The 26,008-nt window shown below is 55.8% G+C and carries 20 protein-coding genes and 2 pseudogenes; 8 read left to right on the top strand and 14 right to left on the bottom strand.

Going from position 1 to position 26,008, the window contains the following annotated elements; all coding sequences use genetic code 11:
• Positions 1–13 precede the first annotated feature (13 nt).
• On the top strand, positions 14–742 hold the full coding sequence (locus E0E17_RS18685; protein WP_130835674.1) for an SDR family oxidoreductase: 729 nt from the start codon (positions 14–16) through the stop codon (positions 740–742).
• A gap of 50 nt (positions 743–792) precedes the next feature.
• Positions 793–2,424: an FGGY-family carbohydrate kinase gene (locus tag E0E17_RS18680; RefSeq protein WP_130835673.1), complete on the top strand. Its 1,632-nt coding sequence runs from the start codon at positions 793–795 to the stop codon at positions 2,422–2,424.
• 345 nt (positions 2,425–2,769) lie between these two features.
• On the opposite strand, the pseudogene E0E17_RS18675 reads toward E0E17_RS18680, so the two are convergent.
• The 6 genes and pseudogenes from E0E17_RS18675 to E0E17_RS18650 all read right to left on the bottom strand — a co-directional run bounded on the left by E0E17_RS18675 (position 2,770) and on the right by E0E17_RS18650 (position 9,322).
• A pseudogene (locus tag E0E17_RS18675) lies at positions 2,770–3,100 on the bottom strand (helix-turn-helix domain-containing transcriptional regulator).
• Positions 3,101–3,103: 3 nt separating this feature from the next.
• Positions 3,104–3,419: pseudogene (locus tag E0E17_RS20475) on the bottom strand (type II toxin-antitoxin system RelE/ParE family toxin).
• A 158-nt stretch (positions 3,420–3,577) separates the two neighbouring features.
• Complete coding sequence (locus tag E0E17_RS18665) at positions 3,578–7,159, bottom strand: molybdopterin cofactor-binding domain-containing protein (RefSeq protein ID WP_130835672.1); 3,582 nt, start codon at positions 7,157–7,159, stop codon at positions 3,578–3,580.
• Positions 7,156–7,680, bottom strand: coding sequence for a (2Fe-2S)-binding protein (locus E0E17_RS18660; protein WP_439654644.1), 525 nt, complete (start codon positions 7,678–7,680; stop codon positions 7,156–7,158). The genes E0E17_RS18665 and E0E17_RS18660 overlap by 4 nt, the downstream gene beginning before the upstream one ends.
• Positions 7,681–7,728: 48 nt before the next feature.
• Entirely contained in the window at positions 7,729–8,190 is a 462-nt protein-coding gene (locus tag E0E17_RS18655; protein ID WP_130835670.1) for a MarR family winged helix-turn-helix transcriptional regulator, read from the bottom strand.
• A gap of 79 nt (positions 8,191–8,269) precedes the next feature.
• Positions 8,270–9,322, bottom strand: a complete 1,053-nt coding sequence (locus E0E17_RS18650) for a 2,5-dihydroxypyridine 5,6-dioxygenase (RefSeq protein WP_130835669.1) — start codon at positions 9,320–9,322, stop codon at positions 8,270–8,272.
• A gap of 322 nt (positions 9,323–9,644) precedes the next feature.
• On the opposite strand from E0E17_RS18650, the gene E0E17_RS18645 reads away from it, so the two are divergent.
• The 5 genes from E0E17_RS18645 to E0E17_RS18625 all read left to right on the top strand — a co-directional run bounded on the left by E0E17_RS18645 (position 9,645) and on the right by E0E17_RS18625 (position 14,425).
• The gene (locus tag E0E17_RS18645) at positions 9,645–10,790 is read left to right on the top strand and encodes an FAD-dependent monooxygenase (protein ID WP_130835668.1); all 1,146 of its coding nucleotides are present in this window, start codon (positions 9,645–9,647) and stop codon (positions 10,788–10,790) included.
• Positions 10,790–11,611, top strand: a complete 822-nt coding sequence (locus tag E0E17_RS18640) for an alpha/beta fold hydrolase (RefSeq protein WP_130835667.1) — start codon at positions 10,790–10,792, stop codon at positions 11,609–11,611. Before E0E17_RS18645 ends, E0E17_RS18640 begins: the two co-directional genes overlap by 1 nt.
• Positions 11,608–12,360, top strand: coding sequence for an aspartate racemase/maleate isomerase family protein (locus E0E17_RS18635; RefSeq protein WP_130835666.1), 753 nt, complete (start codon positions 11,608–11,610; stop codon positions 12,358–12,360). The genes E0E17_RS18640 and E0E17_RS18635 overlap by 4 nt, the downstream gene beginning before the upstream one ends.
• 10 nt (positions 12,361–12,370) lie before the next feature.
• Positions 12,371–13,009, top strand: a complete 639-nt coding sequence (locus E0E17_RS18630) for an N-carbamoylsarcosine amidohydrolase (RefSeq protein ID WP_130835744.1) — start codon at positions 12,371–12,373, stop codon at positions 13,007–13,009.
• A 105-nt stretch (positions 13,010–13,114) separates the two neighbouring features.
• Positions 13,115–14,425, top strand: a complete 1,311-nt coding sequence (locus E0E17_RS18625) for an MFS transporter (RefSeq protein WP_130835665.1) — start codon at positions 13,115–13,117, stop codon at positions 14,423–14,425.
• Positions 14,426–14,472: 47 nt separating this feature from the next.
• Here E0E17_RS18625 and E0E17_RS18620 read toward each other — a convergent pair whose 3' ends face one another.
• From E0E17_RS18620 to E0E17_RS18595, 6 genes are all read right to left on the bottom strand, one after another.
• Positions 14,473–16,152 (bottom strand): glycoside hydrolase family 13 protein, encoded by a 1,680-nt coding sequence (locus tag E0E17_RS18620; protein ID WP_130835664.1) that lies wholly within the window; start codon positions 16,150–16,152, stop codon positions 14,473–14,475.
• A 74-nt stretch (positions 16,153–16,226) separates the two neighbouring features.
• A complete protein-coding gene (locus tag E0E17_RS18615) occupies positions 16,227–17,885 on the bottom strand; it encodes a glycoside hydrolase family 13 protein (RefSeq protein ID WP_130835663.1) in 1,659 nt (552 codons plus the stop codon).
• A gap of 30 nt (positions 17,886–17,915) precedes the next feature.
• Complete coding sequence (locus E0E17_RS18610; RefSeq protein ID WP_130835662.1) at positions 17,916–19,031, bottom strand: ABC transporter ATP-binding protein; 1,116 nt, start codon at positions 19,029–19,031, stop codon at positions 17,916–17,918.
• 79 nt (positions 19,032–19,110) lie between these two features.
• The gene (locus E0E17_RS18605; RefSeq protein WP_439654643.1) at positions 19,111–19,950 is read right to left on the bottom strand and encodes a carbohydrate ABC transporter permease; all 840 of its coding nucleotides are present in this window, start codon (positions 19,948–19,950) and stop codon (positions 19,111–19,113) included.
• A 2-nt stretch (positions 19,951–19,952) separates the two neighbouring features.
• The gene (locus E0E17_RS18600) at positions 19,953–20,957 is read right to left on the bottom strand and encodes a carbohydrate ABC transporter permease (protein WP_130835660.1); all 1,005 of its coding nucleotides are present in this window, start codon (positions 20,955–20,957) and stop codon (positions 19,953–19,955) included.
• 90 nt (positions 20,958–21,047) lie between these two features.
• On the bottom strand, positions 21,048–22,316 hold the full coding sequence (locus E0E17_RS18595; protein ID WP_130835659.1) for an ABC transporter substrate-binding protein: 1,269 nt from the start codon (positions 22,314–22,316) through the stop codon (positions 21,048–21,050).
• A 191-nt stretch (positions 22,317–22,507) separates the two neighbouring features.
• Between E0E17_RS18595 and E0E17_RS18590 the strand changes: the two genes are divergently transcribed.
• Entirely contained in the window at positions 22,508–23,431 is a 924-nt protein-coding gene (locus E0E17_RS18590) for a LysR family transcriptional regulator (protein ID WP_237680842.1), read from the top strand.
• A 136-nt stretch (positions 23,432–23,567) separates the two neighbouring features.
• Here the strand turns inward: E0E17_RS18590 and E0E17_RS18585 are convergent, their stop codons facing one another.
• Together E0E17_RS18585 and E0E17_RS18580 are read right to left on the bottom strand one after the other, a co-directional pair.
• The gene (locus E0E17_RS18585) at positions 23,568–24,188 is read right to left on the bottom strand and encodes a hypothetical protein (protein ID WP_130835657.1); all 621 of its coding nucleotides are present in this window, start codon (positions 24,186–24,188) and stop codon (positions 23,568–23,570) included.
• Between the two features lie 263 nt (positions 24,189–24,451).
• On the bottom strand, positions 24,452–25,882 hold the full coding sequence (locus E0E17_RS18580) for an MFS transporter (RefSeq protein WP_130835656.1): 1,431 nt from the start codon (positions 25,880–25,882) through the stop codon (positions 24,452–24,454).
• Between the last annotated feature and the right edge of the window lie 126 nt (positions 25,883–26,008).

Here is a 26,008-nt window from a genome sequence, read left to right as displayed (position 1 = left end):
AGGAGAAAGATTTATGCATAACTCGCTTGAAAACAAAGTTGTCGCTATCACCGGTGCTGCATCGGGGATTGGCCTGGAGTGCGCCCGTACCTTTCTGAACGCCGGCGCAAAAGTTGTGATGATCGATCGCGCAGGCGACCGGCTGGAGCAGCTGACCCGTGAGCTGGGCGACAATGCGTTTCCACTGGTCATCGATCTGCTGAAGCCGCAGGAGGTCTCCGGCATGCTACAGGGGATACTGGATGCGGCGGGCGGACTGGATATCTTCTATGCTAACGCGGGTGCTTACGTCGGCGGCCCGATTGAAGAGGGTAATCCGGATGAGTGGGATCGCATGCTGAACCTGAATATCAATGCCGCCTTTCGCAGCGTACATGCGGTCTTGCCCCATATGATTGCGCAAAAATCGGGTGATATCCTGTTTACCAGTTCCATTGCGGGTGTTGTGCCGGTGATCTGGGAACCCATCTATACCGCCTCTAAGTTTGCCGTGCAGGCCTTTGTCCATACCACCCGCCGCCAGGTCTCGAAGCATGGTGTGCGTGTCGGTGCCGTTCTGCCCGGACCGGTGGTGACCGCGCTGCTGGATGACTGGCCAAAAGAGAAGATGGAAGAGGCGCTGGCCAACGGCAGCCTGATGCAGCCCAAAGAAGTCGCCGAAGCGGTACTGTTTATGGTTACGCGCCCACGTAATGTCACGGTACGCGATCTGGTGATCCTGCCTAACAGCGTTGACCTCTGAGTGCCCGGGTGATCGAGACGTTGAGTTATCAGCATGTGAAGGGAGAGCGAATGAACAGCGAACCACAGGAGAAACGCGTAGCGGATAATCGCGTGATGATCGGCGTGGATGTCGGTACCGCCAGTGCGCGCGCAGGGATATTTGATCAGGCAGGCGACATGCTGGCGACAGCTAAACGGGAGATCACTGTTTTTCGTGGGCCGGGTCATATTGTTGAGCAGTCCAGCCGCGAGATCTGGCAGGCGGTGTGTACAGCAGTGCAGGAGGCGCTGGCGCAGTCGGGCGTGGACCCGCAACAGGTGGCCGGTATCAGTTTTGATGCCACCTGTTCGCTGGTAGTGCTGGATGCAGCTGGCGCGCCGCTGGCGACCAGCGACAGCGGCAATAACGATCGCAATATTATTGTCTGGATGGATCATCGTGCGACTGAACAGGCTGAGCGCATCAATGCGCTTGGTCATCCGGTGTTGCAATACGTGGGCGGCAAAATCTCGCCCGAGATGGAGACGCCCAAGATTCTCTGGCTGAAGGAAAACCGGCGCGAAACTTTTGATCAGGCATGGCAATTCTTTGATCTGGCCGATTTCCTTACCTGGCGCTGCACCGGCGATCTGGCGCGCTCGACCTGCACAGTGACCTGTAAATGGACCTATGTGGCCCATGAGAAACGCTGGGATGCAGACTATTTTCGGCAGATTGGCCTGCCAGAGCTGGCTGATGAGCAGTTCAGGCGTATCGGTCAGCAGATTGTCGAGCCGGGCACGCGCTGTGGCAACGGCCTGACCGCAGAGGCGGCAGCGGAGCTGGGACTGCCGATCGGCACGCCAGTCGCCGCCGGGATGATCGATGCCCATGCAGGAGGCATCGGGACGGCTGGCGCCCGGGGAGAGGCGACGCAGAACCTCGCCTATGTATTTGGCACCTCTTCCTGCACCATGACCACCACCCGCGATCCGGTATTTATTCCCGGCGTCTGGGGCCCCTATTATTCAGCCATGGTGCCAGGTATGTGGCTGAACGAAGGCGGGCAGAGTGCCGCTGGCGCTGCCATCGATCAGTTGCTGGCATTTCATCCGGCAGCCGCGCAAGCCGCCCGGCTTGCCAGAGAACGGTCGGTGCCCTTACCGGTACTGCTGGCGGATCGGGTGCTGGAAAAAGTGTCTGACGCCTCCGCCGCGGTCGAACATACTCACGGCATTCATGTGGTGCCGGAATTTCTGGGCAACCGCGCCCCCTTTGCCGATCCCCACGCCCGGGCCATTATTGCCGGTCTGGGAATGGAAAACGCTCCGGATAATCTGCTGGCGCTGTATATCGCCGGAATCTGTGGCATTGGTTACGGGCTGCGGCAAATTATTGAGGTACAGGAGCAGGCCGGTGCGCCCATTGAGCATATAGTGGTCAGCGGCGGCGCAGGACAGCATCCCTTAATCCGTCAGCTACTGGCTGATACCACCGGCCGCCCGGTGCTGGCAACCCGCGCCAGTGAACCAGTGCTGCTGGGCACCGCGATTCTCGCCGCGACGGCGGGTGGGATTGTGGCCTCGGTCAGCGAAGGCATGGCGCGCTATTCGTCCGTTGCCCATGAATATCTGCCTGCCGTGTCATACCTGGAACGTCATCAGTTGCGCTATACGACTTTTCAGCGACTGCAGGAGAGTGCGCGACAGCTGGAGGGATGAGGTTTCGTCACTCAGGAAGGTGTGCTTCTGCCCGCGACGACAGCCTGTGCTGCGCTGTCGTCGTGAGCTGCATCTGCGCCGGTAAGCCAGGACAAGGAACCAGACTCCTCTCTGTCGTGACAGTGTCACCCTTATCGGTCAATACCGCCCGGTAAGCAGAACAGGCCCCATGGAAGGTTAATACAGGAGCAGCCGCGCCTGTTTTTTATACTTTTTCATACACAGGCTATCCCCATTTTCTGTGGATAAGTGTGGGCTGGTCAATATGGCACAAAGGCAGTGTTATCCCGGCAAGCTGTCAGACGATGATCATCATCCGCATCTGACAGCAGCCTGGCACCTTCTTCAGGCACTGGCGAGCGTGGAGAACTGGAAACCGGTTGCATGAACGACACTGCGGAGTGTTTTTAACGTCAGGTTACCTGCCGGAGAAAGTGTGCGATAAAGCGATTCGCGTGAGACTCTCGCTTTCTGAGCAACGGAAGCCATACCGCCTCTGGCTTCAACAATATGACGTAACGCAAGTAACAATATGAGGTAACGCAAGTAAAGAGGCTTCCTGTCCCCCTTCTTCATCCATATCAAGGAATGCCTGATGCAAGTAGGCTTGAGCAAAGGCAGGGTCTTCTTTAAGAGCATCCACTATTACATCATCATATAAACGTTCTTTCGCCATACCTCATCTCTTTAAATAATTTTTGAGGCAGTGAATAGCCTTATCTGTATCTGCTCGCTGCGTGCGTTTATCACCTGTCAGGAACAACAGCACGACTTCCTCACCACCAGACTGTAATAAACCCGATACCCTGGCCCCTGATCTATTCTGAGCTCTCAGACATCTTCCCGACAGGGTTTGTGATCGCCAAAATTGTCAGAAGCCATCCGGTTAACCCGGGAAGCGATCCTGACTTTCGCAAGGGGATCACGGAGCCTTTTAAAAACTCTGCAAACAAATCCCGCCCGTCAGCAGCGATGTAAGTTTTTATCGTTTTCATAATGATAACTGTGCCTAAAAGCTACTCTACAGCCACTGTTTTTAGCTTAAAAAGAGACAAATGAGTAAGTTATAAAGGACGCGGTGACGGCATCACTGACGCAAAACGCGCCTTGCGGCGCGCTTTTTACAATATCTTCTCCGAAAATAGCTCCCCCATCAGTGACTGCCGGGATTAGCGCGCACATGCGCCACTTTCTCCGTGAGATCGCTCCAGGCTGGCTCATTGGGAGCGTAGCGCTGACGTAGCCAGGCGGCAATCTCTGCAATCTGCTTATCCGACAGGCTGGCAGCAAAACCCGGCATATAACCCAGCGCATCTGTCGCCGGTTTATCAATGCCGTGCAGTACCACCTGCAGAAGATTATCCGGTGTGGCGCTGGTCAGGCTGCTGCTGTTTGCCATCGCAGGACTGACGCCAAACAACTGCGGCCCGCCCTCACTGGCGGTATGACACGCCTGACAGGCGCCTTTAAACAGCCGCTCCCCCGCTGCGGTATTCAGCGCCGTCCTGACGGCGGGCACAGGCGCAGCGACGCTTTCGGTTACCTGCGCCGCCTGGCCGTTGATATCAGCAAGATAGGTCGCCATCGCCTGCACATCTGCGGCGGGCAGCGTCGCCAGATGGCTGACGACCGGAGCCATCGGCCCGGCAGCCACGCCATGTTTTTCATCAAAACCGGTACGCAGATAGTTGTACAGGCTTTCGGCGGTCCAGGGCTGTGGCGATTTATTCAATGTATTGAGCGCCGGCGCCTCCCAGCCATCGACCCAGCCGCCAGCCAGGAAGTTCGCCCCGCCCTTCTCCGCCCCCAGCAGGTTACGCGGCGAGTGACAGGCGCCGCAGTGACCCGCGCCGTTCACCAGATAGGCGCCGCGGTTCCACTCCGCTGACTGCGTGGGATCGGCCTGATATTCCCCCTGACGCAGAAACAGGGTATTCCAGCCCGCCATCAGGAAACGCATGTTAAAGGGAAAGCGCAGATCATTATCCGGCGCAGTTTGTTTCACCGCCGGTTGCGACATCAGCCAGGCATAGAGCGCCTGCATATCCGCTTCGCTTATCTGGCGAAACGCGGTATAGGGAAACGCCGGATAGAGATGATGACCATCACGGCTGATCCCCTGTCGCATAGCGCGATCAAAGGCGGTAAAGGACCAGCTGCCAATGCCCGTCTCCTTATCCGGAGTAATATTGGTGGAATAGAGCGTGCCGAAAGGCGTGTCCATTTTCAGGCCGCCGGCGTTGGTCGCGCCGCCCTCGGCGGTATGACACACTGCACAGTCGCCTGCCGCCGACACCTGACGACCGCGCTCCAGCATCGCCGCTGACCAGCTGCTGGCATCCGGCGGCGTCACCGGCGCGATTTCTGCCCGCCAGGGCAAGGCATTTGTGGCGATGCCCATCACTGTCCCCAGCACGCCTGCTGCACCGCCCAGCATCCAGCGTTTTTTTGCCACGCTGCGCTTCTCTGGTGTCGCCGCAAGCTGCGGCGCAGGCTGCGCATCGGGACCATTCAGCGCCTGGCGTAATTTATCGGAGGTGATGGGCAGCTCACGAAAGCGGATGCCCGTCGCGTCAAACACCGCATTGGCAATCGCTGCCGCGCTGGGCACTGATGCCGACTCCCCCGATCCCAGCGGCGGATCATAAGGGCGGGGCACCATCATCACATCGATATCGGGCACTTCAGGGAAGGTTAACAGCGGATAGCTGCCCCACTCTTTGCTGGCAATCTGGTTGCTTTCAATCGTGACCTGCTCTTTCAGCACCCGGCTGGTAGACTGGATCACATTGCCATGGATCTGATGTTTTACCCCGTCCGGGTTGATCATCATCCCGGCATCATGGCCCACCGTAATGCGCGTCACGGCAATCTCGCCGCTCTCTTTATCAATCGCCACATCTGCCACCCAGGCGGCCCAGGCGGCACCGAAGCCGGGAAACTTACTGTGAATGTAACGCGCATAGGCAAAACCGCGTCCACGCAGAATGCCCGGTTCGCTTGTTTGCTGCATCGGCCCGGTGCGTGGCGTCCACTGCGCGCGATCGGCGGTTGAGCGGATCAAGGCTGCAGCGCGTTCATCGTTGATATAGCGTAACCGGTACTCAACCGGATCGACGCCTGCCGCATGCGCCAGCTCATCCATATAAGATTCATGGGCAAACGTATTGGGCAGCGCGGAAACGCCGCGCATCCATGAGGCACGAATAATCGGCGCCATATCTTCAATGGTGATGCGCATATGCGGTATGGCATAAGGCGGAATCGAGGTTCTGTCACCCATCTCATAGGCCAGCGCTACCGGATCAACACGCCCGGTCAGCAACAACGCCAGCGTGGGCGCGCCATTGGAGGGATAAGAAGTCGTGAAGTCGTAGACCAGCGGATTGCCTTCGGCGTCGAGGCCGCCATCCACATCCATCAGCTGACCGGTGCCTTTCGGCTCCCAGACATGCTCTTGTGCGCGGGTCAATTGAACACGCACCGGTTTGCCCACGGCGCGCGAAAGCAGTGCCGCATCAGCCGCTACATCATCGGCGCAGTTACGGCCATAACATCCGGCCGCCTCCATGCGATTGACTTCAATCGCCGCTTCCGGATATTCCAGCAGCCAGGCGAGGTCGGCACGCAGCAGATGCGGGTTCTGGGTGCCGCTCCAGACGCGCAGCACATCCGGCTGATAATCGGCGACGGCACATGACGGGCCGATAGAGGCGTGCAACTGATAAGGCCAGAGGTAGCTGCGGGTAAAACGCTGCGCCACCTGCTCCAGCGCCTCATCAACCTCGCCCGTATCATGGACGACGCGCGAGGTACGCGGATTATCGCGAATCGCTTTTTCCACATCGCTTAAATCGGGTAACAGGTGCTCCCAGGGCTTCCAGCGCACCTTCAGCGTTTCCATCGCCGCGATCGCCTGCTCTTCGCGTTCCGCCACCACCCCGATAAAATCGGCAATTTGCACCACCTTAACGATGCCTTCCAGGTGAGCAATGGAGCTTTCATCAACAGAGAGCAGCGAAGTGCCGACAAAAGCGCCGGTATCATAGCCAGCATAAGGCGGGCGAATAACGCGACCATGCAGCATACCGGGCACGCGCAAATCGTGCACCCAGGTCAGTTCACCGGTGGCTTTGGCGGGAATATCGACCCGCGCTGAGCTGGTGCCCACCAGACGGTACTCATCGACCGGCTTTAACGGCACATCCTCGGTGAGCGGCAGTTCAGTACGTTGTCCGGTCACCAGCGCCGCGAAATCGATCCCACGGCCGTCCGGAGCGGTGACCCCCCCCTCATCCAGCGTCAGGCTGTCAGGAGAAACATGCAGGCGACTGGCGGCCTGCTGGCTCAGCCAGCGACGCGCCTCGGCAGCGGCTTTACGCAACGGCACCGCTGAGATTTGCAATGTGGCACTGGCGATGGTGGCACCTTGATTGGGCGCGCGCTGGGTGTCACCCAGCACCATATTCACCTGATCCATGCGCAGATTTAACTCTTCGGCGACAATCTGCGTCAGTGCGGTCTTTACCCCGGTGCCGAGATCCACATGGCCGTTAAACGCCCAGACACTCCCCTGCCCGTCAATCGCCAGAAATAATGCCTGTTCTTTGGGCTTCAGCGTCGGGGTCTGTCCTTTGGGCACCAGACCCGGCGGCGGCTGAATCTCATCAATGATCAGCAGCCCTTCCGGCGCAGCGAGAAGTTGTTGTTGCGAGGGGATAGCAGAATGGCTCATGGTGCCTCCTCCGTCTGTTGCTGACAGAGGATCGCTGCACGTCTGGCCGCGCACAGGATCTCCTGATGGGTGCCGCAGCGGCAGAGGTTGCCGCTCAGCGCCGCGCGTATCTGCTGCTCCGTTGGTGCAGGATTTGCCCGCAGCAGGGCGGCGGTGGTCATAATCATGCCGTTCATGCAGTAACCACACTGCGCCGCCTGCTCTTCAATAAAAGCCTGCTGTACCGGGTGCAGGGCATCACGCTGGCCCAGCCCTTCAAGGGTGGTGATGGCACGCTGGCGCACGCCGTAGGCCGGGATCACACAGGCGCGGGCCGCGACGCCATCAATCATTACGGTGCAGGCGCCGCATTCACCCAGCCCACAGCCATATTTCGGCCCGTTCAGCTGCAGTTCGTTGCGTAAAACCAGCAGCAGTGAAGTATCGCGATAACTGGTAACTTCTTTCTCTTCGCCATTAATCAGTAACGGATAGCGATGAAGGTTTGCAGATGAAGCTTGCGTGGCAGGTTTGTTTGCCATCATTTTCATTATTTACCGCCTTTACTGAGGCGGCTGATGCGCCTCAAATCAGGGCTGGCCCGTATCGTCCAGCATTTTGTTAAGCAGGTAGATCAGCGCTACGCGTTCCGCCGGATTTAAGGGCCCGTATGTCAGTTCGCTGATGCGCATAGCATTGGCCGCAACTTCGTTAATCAGCGCCTGACCAGTGGGGGTCAGCATCACAATCACTTTTCGTCTGTCCACCGGATCCGGGCCGAGGCTGACTAAATCGCGGCTTTTTAATCGTTCAACCACACCGCGAATGGTGGCCTGATCCACTGCGGTATAACGCACCAGGTCGTTCTGTGCGCTGGGACCGTGGTCGCGCAGCGCGCAGAGGGTGATAAATTGCACAGCAGTCAGCTGCGAATCACCCACGTTTTGCTGAAAAATGGCCACATGACGCTGATAAACCTTGCGTAACAGATGGCCCACCTGGTGGGTATAGTCATAACTCTCTTCGGGTGTTGCAGCCGGATCTTGCGCCATAACAAATGTCCTTTTTCTCGCAGATTGCCAGGCAGTGTAATGCATTGTCACCACGCTGGCAGCCGCTCCCTGCAGAAGATCACCGTGCCCGCGACGCTTCAGGGGCAACCACTTCCCCTTCCGCCACCACCAGCAGATCGTCTACTTTGATGTCGCAATGCCGCAATGCAATATCCATATGGCATGGTGTCTTACGTTTTCCGCCTACCTCGGTATTCGGGCCTGTAGAGAACAGGAAGTTGCCATAAAACGCGCGGGCATCCATACACATACCATCATTCTTATCGTGCAGCCCCATAGCCGTCCACTGCGCACGCGGCTGCAGACCCCAGCCGATATGCGAGATACCGTACACTTCAGGGTCGTTGAAATAACGCATGTAGTCACGCAGATATTCCGCTTCAAAACCACCATGAATTCCGGTAACAAACCCTTTTTCAATCTCCAGTGTGATCCGCTCGCGGGCATAGGATTTAAATGGCAGCAGAATATCGCCCACATCCAGCATTAATACCCCTTCCGCCTGATCTTCATTCGGCCAGGTAAACAGGAAGCCGCTCGGCCAGTGATCCCAGCGTCCTGGCTCATCGGCATAACCATATTCGGTGACCGTAGGGTACTGACCCAGGGGGGCGCGAAAATCGCTGCCTGCCCGGGATTTCACCGTCATCATGCGGGCTTTTTCCAGGACCGCCGCAGCCGCGAGTACGCGTGTTTTGTCCTCTTCGCAAGGCAACATTCGTGCCAACACTTCAGGTGGCTCAACGGCCAGCAGGATGCGGGTGCCGGTTTTCAGGATCTGCTCCTGTTCCGGCGAGTGCAGCAGCATCATGGTGTCCACAATCAGATCTGCTGCTTCCAGCGCCCGCTGCGCCGCAAGATTACCGGTCAGCGCGGTGTCACCACAGTAAGCGGTCATATCGTTGCCCATCGCCGTCGGATGATTAAAGGCGGGCAACTCTACGCAATAAACCTTTGCGCCCAATCTTAGTGCAGCGTCTGTTGCCGCCTGCACTGTGCGCGCATCAGAATAGTGACTTTTCAGAATGGCGACGCTCTGCGTAGCGTCCACTTTTGACAAGCGCAGTACCTGCTCAAACATCTGTCCCAACTGACTCTGGTTGACGGCCATGGCGTGATCCTCTTGTGATAAACCCGGAATCGCAAACCGGTTAAAAAACCGGCCAATTAAAGCGCATACGCTACTTATTTACGTTATAGGCAATTAAGCAGTTTCAGTGCAAGCATTAATTACCATCATAAGAAAAGCCTATTTAACACCGTTCTCAACCTGTGATTAACATCATGTTATCGGCCTGAAGCGGTAAAAAAGTTTGATTTTCACAAAATTTTAACGCTTATAAATAAAGTGTACACACTTTAAACCGCGTCAGCTTATGCACCACCAGGTAGAGCGTGTACCCGGATTTAACTTTGAATGCTGAGAGGAAAAGATGAGCAATAAGAAACGTATTGCGGTTGTAGGAGCAGGATTAGGCGGGGCAGCCGCAGCCTCACTGCTGCAAAGGGCCGGTTTCCAGGTGGATGTTTATGAGCAGAGCCCATCCTTTTCTCGCCTGGGCGCCGGTATTCATATGGGCCCGAATGTGATGAAAGTATTTCGTCGCATGGGCATCGAGCAGCCGCTGGAAGATCTCGCCTCTCACCCGGACTTCTGGTACAGCCGCGATGGCGAAACCGGCGACTACCTGTCACGTATCCCGCTGGGGGATTTTGCCCGTTCCGAATATGGCGCCGCCTATGTCACGGTGCATCGCGGTGATTTACAGGCGATGCAGATCACCACGCTGCAACCCGGCAGCCTGCATTTCGGCAAATGCCTGAGCAGCGTAGTCGACAGCGGGGATGATGTGCTGCTGCGTTTCCAGGATGGCAGCGAAGCACGTGCGGACATTGTGATTGGCGCGGATGGCATCAACTCAAAACTGCGTGAGCATTTACTGGGGGTAGAAGCCCCGACCTACAGCGGCTGGGTCGCGCACCGTGCCCTGATCCGCGGCGAGAAACTGCTGAAATATAACCTGAACTTTGAAGACTGCGTGAAGTGGTGGTCCGCCGATCGACACCTGATGGTCTATTACACCACCCGCTCACGCGACGAATATTACTTCGTCTCTGGCGTGCCACATCCGGCCTGGGATTTCCAGGGGAGCTTTATCGACAGCAGCCAGCAGGAGATGCGGGAAACCTTTGGCAACTACCATCCGGTGGTGCAGGCGCTGATTGATTGCAGTGAATCCGTCACCAAATGGCCGCTGCTTAATCGTAAGCCGCTGCCGGTCTGGAGCGAAGGACGCATTGTGTTGCTGGGCGACGCCTGCCATCCGATGAAACCGCATATGGCGCAGGGTGCAGCCATGGCCATCGAAGATGCCGCAATGCTGACCCGCTGCCTGAGCGAAACCGGACTGGAAGATTACACCACCGCCTTCCGGCTGTATGAAGCCAACCGTAAAGAGCGCGCCTCACGCGTACAGGCGGTATCGAATGCCAATACCTTCCTGCGCACCCAGGAAGATCCCGCCTGGGTTTACGGTTATGACGTGTTCAGCGAGCCATTAAAAAGCGAGGGGGTCTGATGTCACGTTTTGTTTGTGGCGGACAGGTCAATGCCAACGGCATTCGTCAGCACTACCTGCGCTATGGCGGTAAAGGCCCGACGCTGATCCTGATTCCGGGCATCACCAGCCCCGCCATCACCTGGGGCTTTGTGGCGGAGGTTTTCGCGCAACATTTTGATACCTGGGTTCTGGATGCGCGCGGGCGTGGCCTCTCCAGCAGCGGTGAAGGGCTCGATTATGGCATGGAGTGCTGTGCCGACGATATCAACGCCTTCGTCGAGGCGCTGGGCATCAGGGAATATCATCTGGTGGGTCACTCAATGGGCGCGCGCTTTATAATGCGCGCGGCGGTGAAGAAACCGGCCGGGGTACTGAGTCTGAGTCTGATCGATCCGCCGGTATCGGGACCGGGTCGTCGTGTTTATCCCGGCCAGTGGCCCTGGTATCAGGATTCCATCCGCGAAGCGCAGCAGGGGATGGATGCGGAAGCCATGAAAAAATATTGCCCCAGCTGGAGCGAGGAGCAGCGGCAACTGCGCGCGGAATGGCTGCATACCTGCTATGAACCGGCCATCCGCCGCGCCTATGACGATTTCCATCAGCTGGATATTCATCAGTACTTTGCGCAGCTACCGGCCAAAACGCTGCTGATGGTCGCCGGTAAAGGCGGGGTGATCCAGGCGCAGGATGAAGCCGAAATCCGCGAACTGCTGCCCGCTATCGACATTGTCCATGTTCCTGATGCTGGTCATATGATCCCCTGGGATGATTTCTCCGGCTTCTTTCACGCCTTTGGGCATTTTCTTGGATACCCACTTCAGCCGGGAGAACCCGCATGAAAAATCATTATCGTATCGGACAGATTGTCCCCAGCTCTAACATCACCATGGAGACGGAAATCCCGGCCATGTTGCAGGCGCGTCAGCTGATCCGGCCAGAGCGTTTTACGTTCCACTCCAGCCGGATGCGCATGAAGCATGTGAATAAAGATGAGCTGGCGGCGATGGATAAAGAATCCGATCGCTGCGCGCTGGAACTTTCTGACGCGAAGGTCGACGTGCTGGGATACGCCTGCCTGGTGGCTATTATGGCGATGGGACCCGGTTATCACCGCCAGTCACAACAACGCCTTACCACCGTAACACGTGAAAACGACGCGCTCGCGCCGGTGATCACCAGTGCCGGTGCGCTGGTGGATGCCCTGCACATTATGGGCGCGAAAAAAATTGCGCTGGTTGCGCCCTATATGAAACCGCTGACGGAGCTGGTGGTTGATTACATTCAGCGCGAAGGCATTGAAGTAAAGGTCTGGCGTGCGCTGGAAATTGCGGATAATCTCGCCGTCGCGGCGCACGATCCGGCCAACTTACCGGGTATCGTCGCCGATATGCCGTTAGACGATGTCGATGTGGTGGTGCTCTCCGCCTGCGTTCAGATGCCTTCGTTGCCTGCGGTAGCGAAAGTGGAAGCGCAAACCGGTAAGCCGGTTATCACCGCCGCCATCGCCACCACCTATGCCATGTTAAAAGCGCTGGAGCTTGAGCCTGTGGTGCCTGGTGCTGGCGCCCTGCTCTCGGGCGCCTGGTAAGGAGGCGATGATGACGCAAAGCCTGAGTGACAATTACGCCGGCGTCTGGGGAAATCGTATCGGTTTTGGTCAGCGTCCTGCGCTGTTAATGATCGACTTTATGCAGGGCTATACCACCCCGGGCGCACCTTTATTTGCCCCGGGCGTGGTGGAGGCGGTCAGTGAATCAGTCGCGCTACTCGCAGCCGCCCGGGAGGTCCGCATTCCGGTGATCCATACCCAAATCCGCTACCATCCGCAGCATCAGCGCGATGGCGGCATCTGGGTAAAAAAAGCGCCGGTAATGCGCGATATGGTGGAAGGCCATCCGCTGGCGGCGTTTTGTCCCCAGGTGTTGCCTGTTGATGATGAAGTAGTGATCACCAAGCAGTATGCCAGCGCCTTTTTCGGCACTGCGCTGGCGTCGCTGCTGGTCTCCGAAGGCATCGACACCCTGCTGATCGCCGGTTGCTCTACCAGCGGTTGCGTGCGCGCCACTGCGGTGGATGCGCTGCAGTATGGGTTTCGCGCCATGGTGGTGCGGGAGTGCGTAGGCGATCGGCATACAGCACCGCATGAAGCCAATCTGTTTGATATTGACAGTAAATATGGCGATGTGGTGAGTAAAGCTGCTTCGCTGGATTACCTTGGACAGTTCAACGCCCGCTAACGGGCGTTTTTTTACCTGCACGGAGTGCGCATAACTATCACGTTTCGGCCCGGCCAGAAACGCTACACCATACGCCCTTAGGGTACATCGCGCCCGGAGAGAATTATGACTGTTGCTTCGACTCGTCCTGCAGTACTGACAGCTGAGGATACTGCATCAATTTATCGTAAGATCACCTGGAAACTGATTCCTTTTCTGTGCCTCTGTTATCTGGCAGCGTATCTTGATCGTATTAATATCGGTCTGGCCAAGCTGCAAATGGCGAACGATTTGCAACTGAGCGAAACCGCATTTGGTCTCGGCGCGGGCTTATTTTTTGTCGGCTATATCCTGTTTGAAGTGCCCAGCAACCTGGTGCTGCAACGCGTCGGGGCGAGAATCTGGATCGCACGCATTATGATCTCCTGGGGCCTGCTTTCCACCGCCACCTTGCTGGTACAAACCCCGACCCAGTTTTACATCATTCGCTTCTTACTGGGCGCTGCCGAAGCGGGATTCCTGCCTGGCGTGCTGTTCTATCTGACAAAATGGTTCCCCTCATGGCGTCGTAGCCGCATCATCGCCCTGTTTATGATTGGCCTGCCGCTCTCCAGCATGATTGGCGGACCGCTGTCGGGCTGGATCATGGGCCATTTTCAGGATGTGTACGGCATGCGTAACTGGCAATGGCTGTTTTTACTGGAGGGCCTGCCAAGCGTATTGCTGGGCGTGATGACCTTCTGGCTGCTGCCTGACAGCGTGGAAAAAGCCAGCTGGCTGAGCCAGGAGGAGAAAGAGAGTGTCCTGCAGGAGCTGAAAAAAGATGAAGGTGATGCCACCGGGGCGAAACACAGCCTGCGCGACGGCTTACTCAACATCAAAGTCATCATGCTGGGAGGTATCGACTTCTCAATCCTGCTGAGCGCTTATGCCATGGGATTCTGGATGCCCACCTTTATTAAAAATGCAGGGGTGAGCGATATCAGCACCATCGGTTATCTCACCGCCATTCCCAGCATCGCGGCGCTGATTGGCATGATCGCCATTGGCAGCAGCTCTGATCGTCTGCGTGAACGCCGCTGGCATATTATTGTGCCTTTTATTATCGGCGCTATCGCGATGGGCCTCAGCACCTTCTTTTCCCACAATGTGGTGGTCACTGTGGCGTTATTCTCGGTGGCGCAGGCGATGATTATCGGTGCCGTGCCGGTCTTTTTCAGCCTGCCGGGCACCTTCCTGAAAGGCACCGCCGCAGCCGCCGGATTTGCCCTCGCCTGTTCGGTAGCCAATATCGCCGGTCTGGTAAGTAACTCGGTAATGGGGATTGCGCTGGATCTCACCGGCAGCAGCAGTGGCGCCCTCTGGTTCTTTGCGGTGTGCCTGTTACTGAGCTGTTTACTGGTCATTGCCCTGCCCGCCAGACTGGTCAATCGCTGATTGACCAACACACAGCCGGGCCGTGGAAACGGCCCGGCAAGTTATTTTTAACGCTCCAGTCGGTAGACCCGCGCCTCATAAGGTTGTAAGACGAGGTGCTCCTGCACCCCAGGGTAGTTTGACAACAGCGGTGTCAGCGTCTCTGCCGGCATCGCCTGCGCCTCACAGCGCGCTGCCTCCCCGCTCAGGTTACAGAGAATCAGTAACTGCGCCTCATCCAGCGTGCGCGTATAAGCGTAGATTTGCGGATGAGTAGCCATCTGCAGCTGATAACGCCCGTACACCAGCGCCGGCTCGCTTTTGCGCAGACGGATCAGCGCACGATAGAAGTTAAGTACCGAATCAGGTTCCTGCTGCTGACGCGCCACATTGATCCGGGTGTAGTTCGGATTTACATTGAGCCAGGGCGCGGCATGACTGAAACCGGCATAGGGGCTGTCATCCCACTGCATCGGGGTGCGTGAATTGTCGCGCCCGATACTGCCGAGGAACGCGATAATTTCCGCGTCGCTCATGCCCTGCTGTTGCAGTTCAGCGGCATAATTGCGCGCTGAGACATCGTTAAAATCACCCAGGCTGGCAAAACGGGTATTGGTCATCCCAATCTCCTGGCCCTGATAAATAAAGGGGGTGCCCTGCATCAGGAAATACATTGCCGCAATGGCAGTGGCACTTTCGCGCCAGTAGCGTCCGGTATCGCCCCATTTGGAGATGACGCGCGGCACATCGTGATTTTCTACATAGAGCGCATTCCAGCCACGGTTTTCCAGCGCGTTTTGCCAGCGGGTAAAAATTTCGCGCAGCGCGCCAAGATCCAGTTTATCCGGGCTGGTAGTTTCCCACAGCCGGACATGCTCAAACTGGAAAATCATATTCAGCCGCCCGCGCTGCTCACCGACCCACTCTTCCGCCTGCTCCGGCGACGCACCGTTGACCTCGCCGACAGTCATGATGTCGTAATGATTGAAGACTTCCTGGCAGATCTCATCCACATAATCAAACAGGCCGTCGTAATTAAGGTGGCTGGGAAAAGAGGGAACGTAACGCAACCCCTGAGGATTGGGCAGGTCCGCCAGCGTAGGCTCTTTTTTCATATGGCAGATGGCATCAATGCGGAATCCGTCGATGCCCTTGTCCAGCCACCAGCGCATCATCTCATAGATGGCATGGCGCATTTCTGCATTATCCCAGTTGAGGTCGGGCTGACGCGCAGAGAACAGATGGAGAAAGTATTGCCCGGTAAGCTCATCTTTTTTCCAGGCCGAGCCTTTAAAGATACTTTCCCAGTTGTTCGGCTCAGCGCCATTTTTACCGTCACGCCAGATATACCAGTCGCGTTTGGGATGATCTTTGGCTGAGCGTGATTCGAGAAACCAGGGATGCTCGTCGGAGGTATGATTAACGACCAGATCGATAATCAGACGCATGCCGCGCGCATGCACTTCATGCAGTAAACGGTCAAAATCGGCCATGGTGCCGAATTCCGCCATAATGGCCTGATAATCACTGATGTCATAGCCATTATCGTCATTGGGGGACTGGTACATCGGGCAGATCCAGATGACATCAATGCCTAAATCCTGCAGATAATCCAGTTTGCTGGTGATCCCGTTCAGATCACCAATCCCGTCATCGTTGCTGTCCATAAAACTGCGCGGGTAAATCTGATAGGCAACGGCTTCTTTCCACCACATTTTCTGCGGGGCAGGGGTAAGTTCTGTGGGCATAGATTTTCCTTGTCAGACAAAACAGCCGCTGCCCGACACGGGCAACGGCATGAGCGAGAACATAACAGCTATTTTTACTGAGGCTGGCGCAACAGCAGCATAAATGCTTCCCACGGCTGTAGTGACAGACGGTCCTGCCAGCCGTTGCGCGGACTGTAGTTGGCGATCAGGCACTCTCCCGCCAGATGGCGCAGCGTTTGCGGCAGCGCCAGCTCTACCGGCTCACCAGAAAAGTTGGCAAACACCATCAGCCGCTGTTCATCCAGCGTACGCTGGTAAGCGAAAATTTGTGGATGCTCCGCCAGCAGCAGCTGGTAATCACCATACACCAGAATGTCATACTTTTTGCGCAGCTGAACCAGTCGCTGGTAGTGGTAGAAAACCGAGTCAGGGTCCTGCAGCGCCGCCTCAACATTAATCTCCTGGTAGTTGGGGTTTACCCCTATCCAGGGATCGCCGCCGGTAAAACCGGCATGTTTTTCCCGGTTCCACTGCACCGGGGTGCGGGCGTTATCCCGGCCATTGGCATGGATGCCCGCCATCATCTCCTCGTGTGGCACGCCGCTGGCGATAAACTCACGGTAGAAATTATGACTCTCCACATCCCGATACGCTTCCAGCGTTTCGAAGCGCACATTGGTCATGCCAATCTCTTCACCCTGATAGATATAGGGCGTTCCCTTCAGACCATGCAGCACAGTGCCCAGCAGTTTGGCCGACTCAACCCGATAACGTTCGTCATCGCCAAATTTCGACACGGCGCGCGGCAGGTCGTGATTGTTCCAGAACAGTGAGTTCCAGCCGCATTTCGCCAGCCCGACCTGCCATTTATCCATCACCGATTTAAAGCGCATCAGATCAAAAGGTGCGCTGCGCCATTTGCCCCGTTGCGCATCCCAGGTCTGCACAATATGTTCGAACTGGAACACCATCGACAGTTCTTCACGCGCCGGATCGGAATAGAGACGCGCGCTTTCCGGCGTCGCGCTCCACGTTTCCCCCACCGTCAGCACATCGCGATGCCCAAAAGTCGCGCGATTCATTTGCTGTAACAGCGGATGGAGATTCGCCCCGTCAGCCATGATCTGCTTATCCACCTCTTTACCGATCAGATCGATCACGTCCATCCGGAAACCGCCAATGCCTTTATCCAGCCACCAGTTCATCATTTTGTGCACTTCCTGCTGCACCCGGGGGTTTTCCCAGTTCAGGTCCGGTTGCCGACGGGTAAACTGATGCAGATAATATTCGCCGGTGGTTTCATCGTACTCCCAGCCGCTGCCGCCGAAGTTCGAACGATAATCATTTGGCGGCCCGCCGTCCGGCGCGGGACCCCGCCAGATATAGAAATCACGCCAGGGGTTATCCTTCGATTTTCTCGCCTCAATAAACCAGGGATGTTCATCCGAGGTGTGATTGACCACCAGATCCATCAGGATGCGGATATCGCGCCGGGCCGCCTCGGCAATCAGCTGTTCCATATCCGCCAGGGTGCCGAATTCCGGAGCGATATCCTGATAGTCGGAAATATCGTAACCGTTATCGTCCATGGGCGAGCGAAATACCGGCGAGAGCCAGATAACGTTAATCCCCAGCTGCTGCAGATAATCGAGTTTGCTGATGATGCCGGGTAAATCGCCAATGCCGTCATCGTTACTGTCCATAAAGCTGCGCGGGTAGATCTGATAAACTACCGCGTTATGCCACCATTTCTTGTCTGTTACCGGCTGCATGTTTTCGGGTTCCCTTCGCAATTAAAAAAGTTAATGCGTCTGTTTGGAAGTGGGCAGGCGTTGAAATGCGTAGCCGTCGTGGCTGAAGAGATAACAGCACTCAACCGGTAAGCGAATGCCCACGCTTTCGCCAGTCACCGTTAGTGAGCGTTGCGGGTTGCGCGCCACCCAGGGATCGCTGGCGTTGCCGTTATCCAGGTAAAGCCAGGATTCATTGCCCATATGCTCCACAAACATCACTTCACCCTGGTATTCACACTCCTGCGTATGGCTTAACTGGATATGCTCAGGACGGATCCCCAGCTTCACGCGCTGTCCTTCCGCCTCTGGCGGCGTCACTACCGGCAACAGCAACTCTTTGCCGTTATCCAGCAGAACCACGCTTTGCTGCTTTCCGCTACGTTTGAGCGTTGCCGGGATCAGGTTCATGCGCGGCGAACCGATGAACTGAGCGACAAACTCATTGGCCGGACTGTCGTAGAGCTCCAGCGGCGTGCCTACCTGCTCAATATTGCCTTTGTTCAGCACCACGATGCGATCCGCCAGCGTCATCGCCTCGACCTGATCGTGCGTCACGTAAATAATGGTGGCTCCCAGCCGTTTATGCAGGGCGGCAATTTCCATGCGCATCTGCACCCGTAACGAGGCATCAAGGTTTGAGAGCGGTTCATCAAACAGAAACAGTTTAGGTTCGCGCACGATGGCGCGGCCAATGGCGACCCGCTGCCGCTGACCGCCGGAGAGATCTTTGGGACGCCGATCCAGCAACGGCTCCAGCTGCAGAATCCGTGCACTGGCGCGTACCCGCGCATCGATCTCCTCAGCGGAGTAGCCCGCCAGTTCCAGCGCGAACGCCATATTTTTATAGACGCTCATATGGGGATAGAGCGCATAAGATTGAAAGACCATGCCGATGCCGCGCTCTGCCGGCGTATCGTCGTTGACACAGGTATCATCGATATACATGCCGCCGCTGCTGATCTCCTCCAGACCGGCGATCATCCGTAGCAGCGTCGATTTACCGCAGCCGGAAGGCCCGACGATCACCACGAACTCCCCGCTGTTAACCTGTAAATCCAGCGATTTAATCACCTCGGCGGATTTGCCGTAGCGCTTTTGCAATTTTTGCAGCGTTAACTGTGCCATTGTTCGCTTCCTGTTTACATTGTTCACCTATCAGAGATAACCCACATGCGGGTTCCGCTGTGTTCAGCCTGCGCTGGCCTTAGCCTTTCACCGCGCCACTGGTCAGGCCGCTGACGATACGTTTCTGGAAAATCAGTACCAGGATAATGATCGGCAGCGTAACCACCACCGATGCCGCCATAATGCTTCCCCAGGGAAGCTCATACTGTGAAGTGCCCTGAAACATGCCGATTGCCACCGGTACGGTGCGTTTGCCGCTGCTGATAATGAAGGTCAGCGCAAACATGAACTCGTTCCAGGCGCCGATAAATGCCAGCAGGCCGGTAGTAACCAGCGCAGGGCCCATGATCGGCGCAAACACGCGACTGATAATCACCCAGGTGCTGGCACCGTCGACGATCGCCGCTTCCTCCAGCTCTACCGGCATCGATCGCATAAAGGTGGTCAGCACCCAAACCGTAAAGGGCAGTGAAAAGGTGGTGTAGGAAAGCACCAGCGCGCCCAGCGAGTCATAGAGGCCCAGAAAGCGCACCAGCTCAAACATCCCCGACAGCACCGCCACCTGTGGAAACATTGAAACGCACAGGATGGTGAACAGCAGAAATTTACGCCCGCGAAAGGAGATGCGCGCCAGCGCAAAGGCCGCGGTGATCGAGACCAGCAGACAGATCCCCACGGTCAGGGTCGCGACCGCAAACGAGTTCAACAGGCTGCGGGCGATACCGTTATCCAGCAGCGCCGTCACATAGTTGCTCCAGTGAAAATCGCTCAGCCAGTAGTGCACCTGAAACAGCGCCTGGCCGGAGCGAAGCGAGGTCAGCATGGCGTAATAGAAGGGAAAAACACAAAAGACGCAGGCCAGCAGCGCGCCGCTATACAACACGATTTTGTGCCATCTCTGGCGCTGCGCATTGCTCATTTTCATGATCGTTCCTCCCTGTCGTTCAGGCGTGAGACCCAGAGGAAACAGGCGGCAACCCCGGCTACCAGCATAAATACCAGCACCGAAGCGGCAGACCCGCTGCCCATATCCTGATAGCTCATGATCTGGTCGCGCGCGTAGCTGGAGACGGACTGAGTCGCCTCACTGTTGGACGTCAGTACATAGATCAGATCGAACACCCGCATGGCATCCATGGCGCGGAAAATCAGCGCGACAATCATCGCCGGCATAATCAGCGGCAGGGTGATGCGGCGGAAGCGGTGCCAGGCGCTGGCACCGTCCACTCTGGCCGCCTCATAGAGATCGCCCGGAATCAGCTGCAGCGCCGCCAGCAACATCAACGCCATAAAGGGGGTGGTTTTCCAGACATCGGTGATCACCACCGCCCACATCGAGAGCGAAGGCTCCGCCAGCCAGGCCGGATGCCCATCAATAAAGCCAAATTTGTTGAGCAGATCGTTCACCACACCATACTGATCGTGGAACATCCAGCCCCACATTTTTGCCGTTACGATAGTCGGAATCGCCCAGGGCACCAGCACGGCCGTCCGCACCAGACTCTGTCCACGGAATTTCTGATTCATCAGCAGCGCCAGTAACATCCCCAGCACCAGTTCTGCGGACACAGAAAGCACCGTGAACCACAGGGTATTCATGACCGCACGCCACCAGAGCGGATCGGCCAGCACACCATAGCGGCCATCTTCCGCCAGGGTAAGATAATTATCGAAGCCAATGAAACTGTAATCCTGGGGGGCGTCCAGCCTGGCATCGGTAAAGCTGAAAAACAGCGTGCGAAACAGCGGCCAGCCTGCCACCAGGATCAGCAGCAGCAAAGCCGGAGCAACCAGCCACCAGGCAATGCGGCTGCGTCGTCGCTGAAAGTTCAGTTTCCTGCGGGTTGGCTTGTCAGACAGCACAGGCTTGTGGGATGGCCCGGCAGCGGCATCGGGCGGCGCTAAGGTTTGCGTATACCGTTTCATTACACGACTCCAGACTGTTAACGACGCAGCAATACTCCGGGACAACCGGGCCAGCCTGCCTACAGGCCAGCCCGGAGCGGTAACCGCAACTTAACGCCAGTCTCTGCCTTTAATGCGATTCAGCCGCTGCTCTAAATCGGCAACCGCTTTCTTGCCATCGGTGCGACCGCGCAGCACATCAAAAGTGGCATTGAAGATCGCATTGGAGACTCTGGCGTACTGGCTTTTGGTCTGCGTCGCCGGGCGTGGCACGGCGTCAATAAAGATCTGCCTGAACTCCGCCAGATAGGGGGCGCGTTCCAGCACTTCTTTATCTTCGTAGAGCGCCACGCGCGTTGGCGCGTAACCCAGCAGCTTCTGTGCCATCTTCTGCGATTCGCTGTCGCTCACCATTTTCAACAGTGAAATCGCCAGCTCAGGATTTTTGCTGGCCGCGTTGATTGACCACTGCCAGCCGCCAAGGGTACTGACCGATTTACCCCCTTCGCCTTTGGGCGGCGACATCACGCCAACCTTGCCCTTGATGGAACTGTCATCGCCCTGACTCAGGACGTATGCATAAGGCCAGTTACGCATAAAGAGCGCGTCCCCGTTCTGGAATACCGCGCGTGACTCCTCTTCTTTGTAACCAAGCACGCCCGGCGGTGCGATTTTTCCGATCCAGCCTGCAGCCATATCCAGCGCCTTCGCTGCTGCGGGGTTGTTAATCGTGACCTTGCCGTTGCTGTCGATAAAGGTGCCGCCGTTATAAGAGTCAATCCACTCCAGCGCGTTACAGGTCAGGCCCTCATAGGATTTCCCCTGAAACACCATTCCCCAGAAATTCTTGTGGCCCGCCTCACGCTCGGCCTGCTGGATGCGGGTAGCGATGCGCGTCAGCTCATCCCAGGTGGTGGGGGGTTTCTCGTTGTACTTATCCAGTAAATCTTTGCGGTAGTAGAGCGCCCCGGCATCAAGGTAAGAAGGCACGGCTTTTACCCGTCCGTTTACCATGTCGTTCTGCCAGGCGCCGGGGAAAAAGGCGTCTTTGATATCCGCTACGTGATCCGTCAGGTCGAGGGTGTTTTTATCCAGCAGACCAATCCATACCGTATCCGCCTGGAACAGATCGATAGCGCTTTCATCACGTGCAGCAAACAGTTGCTGCAGCAGCGCCAGCTTTTCATCGGAAGCGGGCGGTAAGTCGACGAATTGTAAGGTGTTTCCCGGGCTGGCCGCCTCGAAGCGTTGTTTTACATACTGGCAATACTCTTTGCCTCCTGGCGTCGACGGACACTCCATGCGTAACATATCGGCGTAAGCCTGGGAAAAAGCGGAGCTCAGTGCCGTTGCCATCACTGTCATTATCAGTTTTTTCATCTCTTCTCTTCCGTTACCGTCCAGAAAAGTATGCAGAGAGAACATTCAGCTATGCCGAACTCTGCGTTCAGAACGCCTGGTATAACCCGCACCGGCAAAAAAAGAAGTTATAGGATCGTGATATTTGACAGAAATTATTTTTCCCTGCCGTGATATAGAGTTTATCTATACTTCTCATACGAAATGTGATCATGGATAAAATTCTGCGTCAGTTCATCGAAGTTGCGACTTTCAAAAATGTGAGTCAGGCTGCAAATAAGCTCTGTCTGAGCCAGCCGACACTGACTCATAATATGAAAAAACTGGAAGAAAACATGGGGGTTAAATTACTTGAGCGCACCTCAAACGGCGTGAAATTAACAGAGTACGGCGAATTATTGCTGGAGCAGGGACGCATGATGCAGCGTATTTATGATAATACCCTGATGAAAATGGCTTTTATTAAGGCGCGCCAGAAGCAGAGTCTGCGTATCGGTAGCGGTCATGCCTGGTGGCATCTTTTTGTAAAACAAGCCTTTGCTGACTATCGCCAGCGTTATCCCGCAGCCAGCATGCATGCCGATTTGGGTAATCACCTCTGGCTGATGGATTTATTGTTAAGTGGAGATATTGATTTCTTTGTTGGTCATGAAATCCAGGGAATTAATCCTAAACCCGGCATTATTTTTATGCCTCTGTTTAGTACCGAAAATAACTTGTTTGTCTGTGCGGGTCACCCGTTACTCAATTTACCCCTGAGCCCGGAAAAAATCCGTGATTACCCTTATGTCATTATGAGTCCCGATGCAGTGCGTCATCAGCATATTATTGATGATATGCAGCCCAAAAGACGCGAACGTAAACAGTACCATCTGTCGGAACGCGTTATTTATTCCACTAACTGCTTGCTGGCCGCCATGGACATTATGCATGATACCAACGCTATTATGCCTTACCCCTCGTGCCTCGCGGACTATTTTAAACGTTATCATATTGTTCCCTTGTCTTTAACGCAGGAGAACAGCCGGGCGATCGCTGGCATTTATCTGCGTCAGGAGATGGCGGACACGCCGCATGTTAAGCAGGCGATCAGTCTGATCTATCAGCGCCTGCAACAGTCTGGTTTACTGGCATAGACGTTCGTCACGTTGATGGCGATATATGAGGGGAGCAGGCTATTGTCAGTTGGCGATAGCACAGACAATACGCCTGCATCGACGTCGCCCTTAGAGTCCTTTTATTTTCAGTCGCCGTGATGAACCCGTTGCTGATTTATGCGACTTTCTCATCATGAACATGATGGTGATAAGCGGCAACAGGTGAAAAAAAAGTTTCTTTAATAAGCGCATGTAGTGCTGATTCGATTTCCGATAACCCCGCCAGCTCATTAAGTTTAATATAATTAATCAGGCCCTGGCGGACTGGATTATCTGTGCCGCGCACAGCAATCAAAGGCGCTGACACTCCCTCCCGGCTGAGCTGCCAGTGATGATAGCCATAAGGCAATAATTTGCCATCACAATGAGCTTTAAAGCAGATAAAGTTATCAACAAAGTCTGTTAACAGCCGCTCATCCAGATTATTGTTTAACATATGATTAAACAGCCCCGGCAATAACGCTTCGCTGATAGTAAGCTTTCCGTTAGGAGGCAACAGCGAGGGTAATGAACTTAAAGCAAGATCGCGTAAATCAAGCGGTTTCGCTTCATCTTCCAGGCATCGCATCATTCTGTCAACCGCAATATCCCGCTGCTCTGTTTTTTTTGCATCTGCTTTTTTCAGCCAGTCATACCAGACCGCCAGAAAATGAATATGAGAAATACAGCTTGCCTCTTCACTGGCAGCCTGCTGATTTTTTCGGGCTGATGAAATATCGAAATCGGAAAACATCATTCACTTCCCTGTAAATAATAAAGGATAACCCTTCGTATATTTTATATCGTCACACAGTGCCTGTTATTTAACTTATAAAATTCGCCCTCGTTGATAATATTCATCTGTTACAGGTTGATTAATAAATACAAGGCTAAATTTGATTGGCGCAATTATTAGAAATGAAATAATTATGACTATCTGATCATTACCCGCCTGATGTGATCCTCCGGCGAAAAAGCCTGTCTGGCGGCATGTCACAGCACCTGAATGCCGGCCTGTTATTATTCCGTCTGGCACTGTGCTGTGGCCCGGATACGGCTGCTGCTGAACATCACAGCCAGCACCGTCGCTGCCACGGCTAACCAGAGACTCAGGTGCACAGCTTCCGCCTGTTGTGCCACAACCTGTGCCATGGTGTTTTGTGGCACCACAGAGAGAGACAAAATGATCCCCACCAGTGCCGCCCCCAGACACTGCCCAAAGGTACGTACTATCGCCAGCACTCCTGAGGCGTAACCACTATGTTGTCGGGCGACATTTGCCAGCATCTCCCGGTTATTGGGGCTTTGAAAGCAACCAAAACCGATGCCGCACAGCAAACTTCTCAGACAGATATCCCACACCTGTGGCTGCCCGGGGAGTTGCGCCAGCAATGCCAGTCCGAGGGCGAACAGACACAACCCGAGAGTGGAGATGACGGCAGGCGGATAGCGGTCGGCAAAGCGTCCGGCACAGGGCGCAGCCAGCACAATGCCTGCAGGCCAGGGGGTAAAAAGCAGCGCAGAGACAAAGACGCTGTAACCGTAAACGCTCTGAAACAGAAAAGGCAGCGCAATAAAGGTGATGCCCTGACTGATAAAAGATGCCAGCGAGGTCAGCGCAGCGAGAGAAAAGCGTGACGAAGCAAACATCTCCAGTGGCAGAAGCGGATCTGCCGCCTGACGCTGACGTCTGATAAAGGCCACTGCAGCAAGGACGGCCGCTATCGCGTAAGCCAGCGCGGCCACCTTCTGGTCTGCCGCTCGCGAACAGGCCTCTGCCGCCATAATCAGCGCTCCCAACATTATCGCAGAGAGGAGAGCGCCTGCGATATCAAAAGGCTTCTGTGCAGGTTGCCGGTATCCCGGCATAACGCGCAGAGTCAACACAAGCGCAATCACACCCAATGGAATATTGATAGCAAACAGCCATTGCCAGTCCAGCACCGCCAGCAGGGTGCCGCCACACAGAGGAGCTACAGCGGTACAGGTGGCAATCAGCAACGCATTTAACCCCAGAATACGTCCCAGCAGACGCCCCGGAAAAATCAGGCGAAGTAGCGCGGGTGCGATACTAAGCGTTGCCGCCCCGCCAATCCCCTGCAGAAGGCGCATAGCAATCAGTATTTCCAGCGATGAGGATAACGCGCAGCCCAGCGAGGCCAGGGTAAACAGGCTAAGCCCGGCAACAAACTGTCGACGAAATCCCAGCCGGGTGGCCAGCGCGGCGAAAATTGCCAGCGTCATAGTCGCTGATAACAGATAGCCGTTAGCCACCCAGACCGCAGCCGCGGCGGGCACCGCCAGTGCCTGAGCGATCTGCGGCAGCGCAATATTCACTATCGCGCCGTCAAAAACCACCATGGTCGTTGTGGTCATCACCGCAGCCATGGCTAAACCACGTTTATGTCCCGGCAATCCCTCGTCGCCGGGTTGATCCGAAAATATTTCCATAAAAAACTCCTGCGCCAGTGGCTGTATAGGTCTGCCAGCAGACTATAACCACGCTGACGACCAGGCGGAAGGCGCAGCATTTGCACTGATAACCTGCACCAGACGCCTTCTCATCATCCGGCAAAG

This window comes from [Erwinia] mediterraneensis (genome assembly GCF_900604315.1).
GTDB classification, from domain to species: domain Bacteria; phylum Pseudomonadota; class Gammaproteobacteria; order Enterobacterales; family Enterobacteriaceae; genus Pantoea; species Pantoea mediterraneensis_A.
Note: the sequence above shows the minus strand (reverse complement) of the source record. Positions and strands in the feature narration are given on the sequence as shown.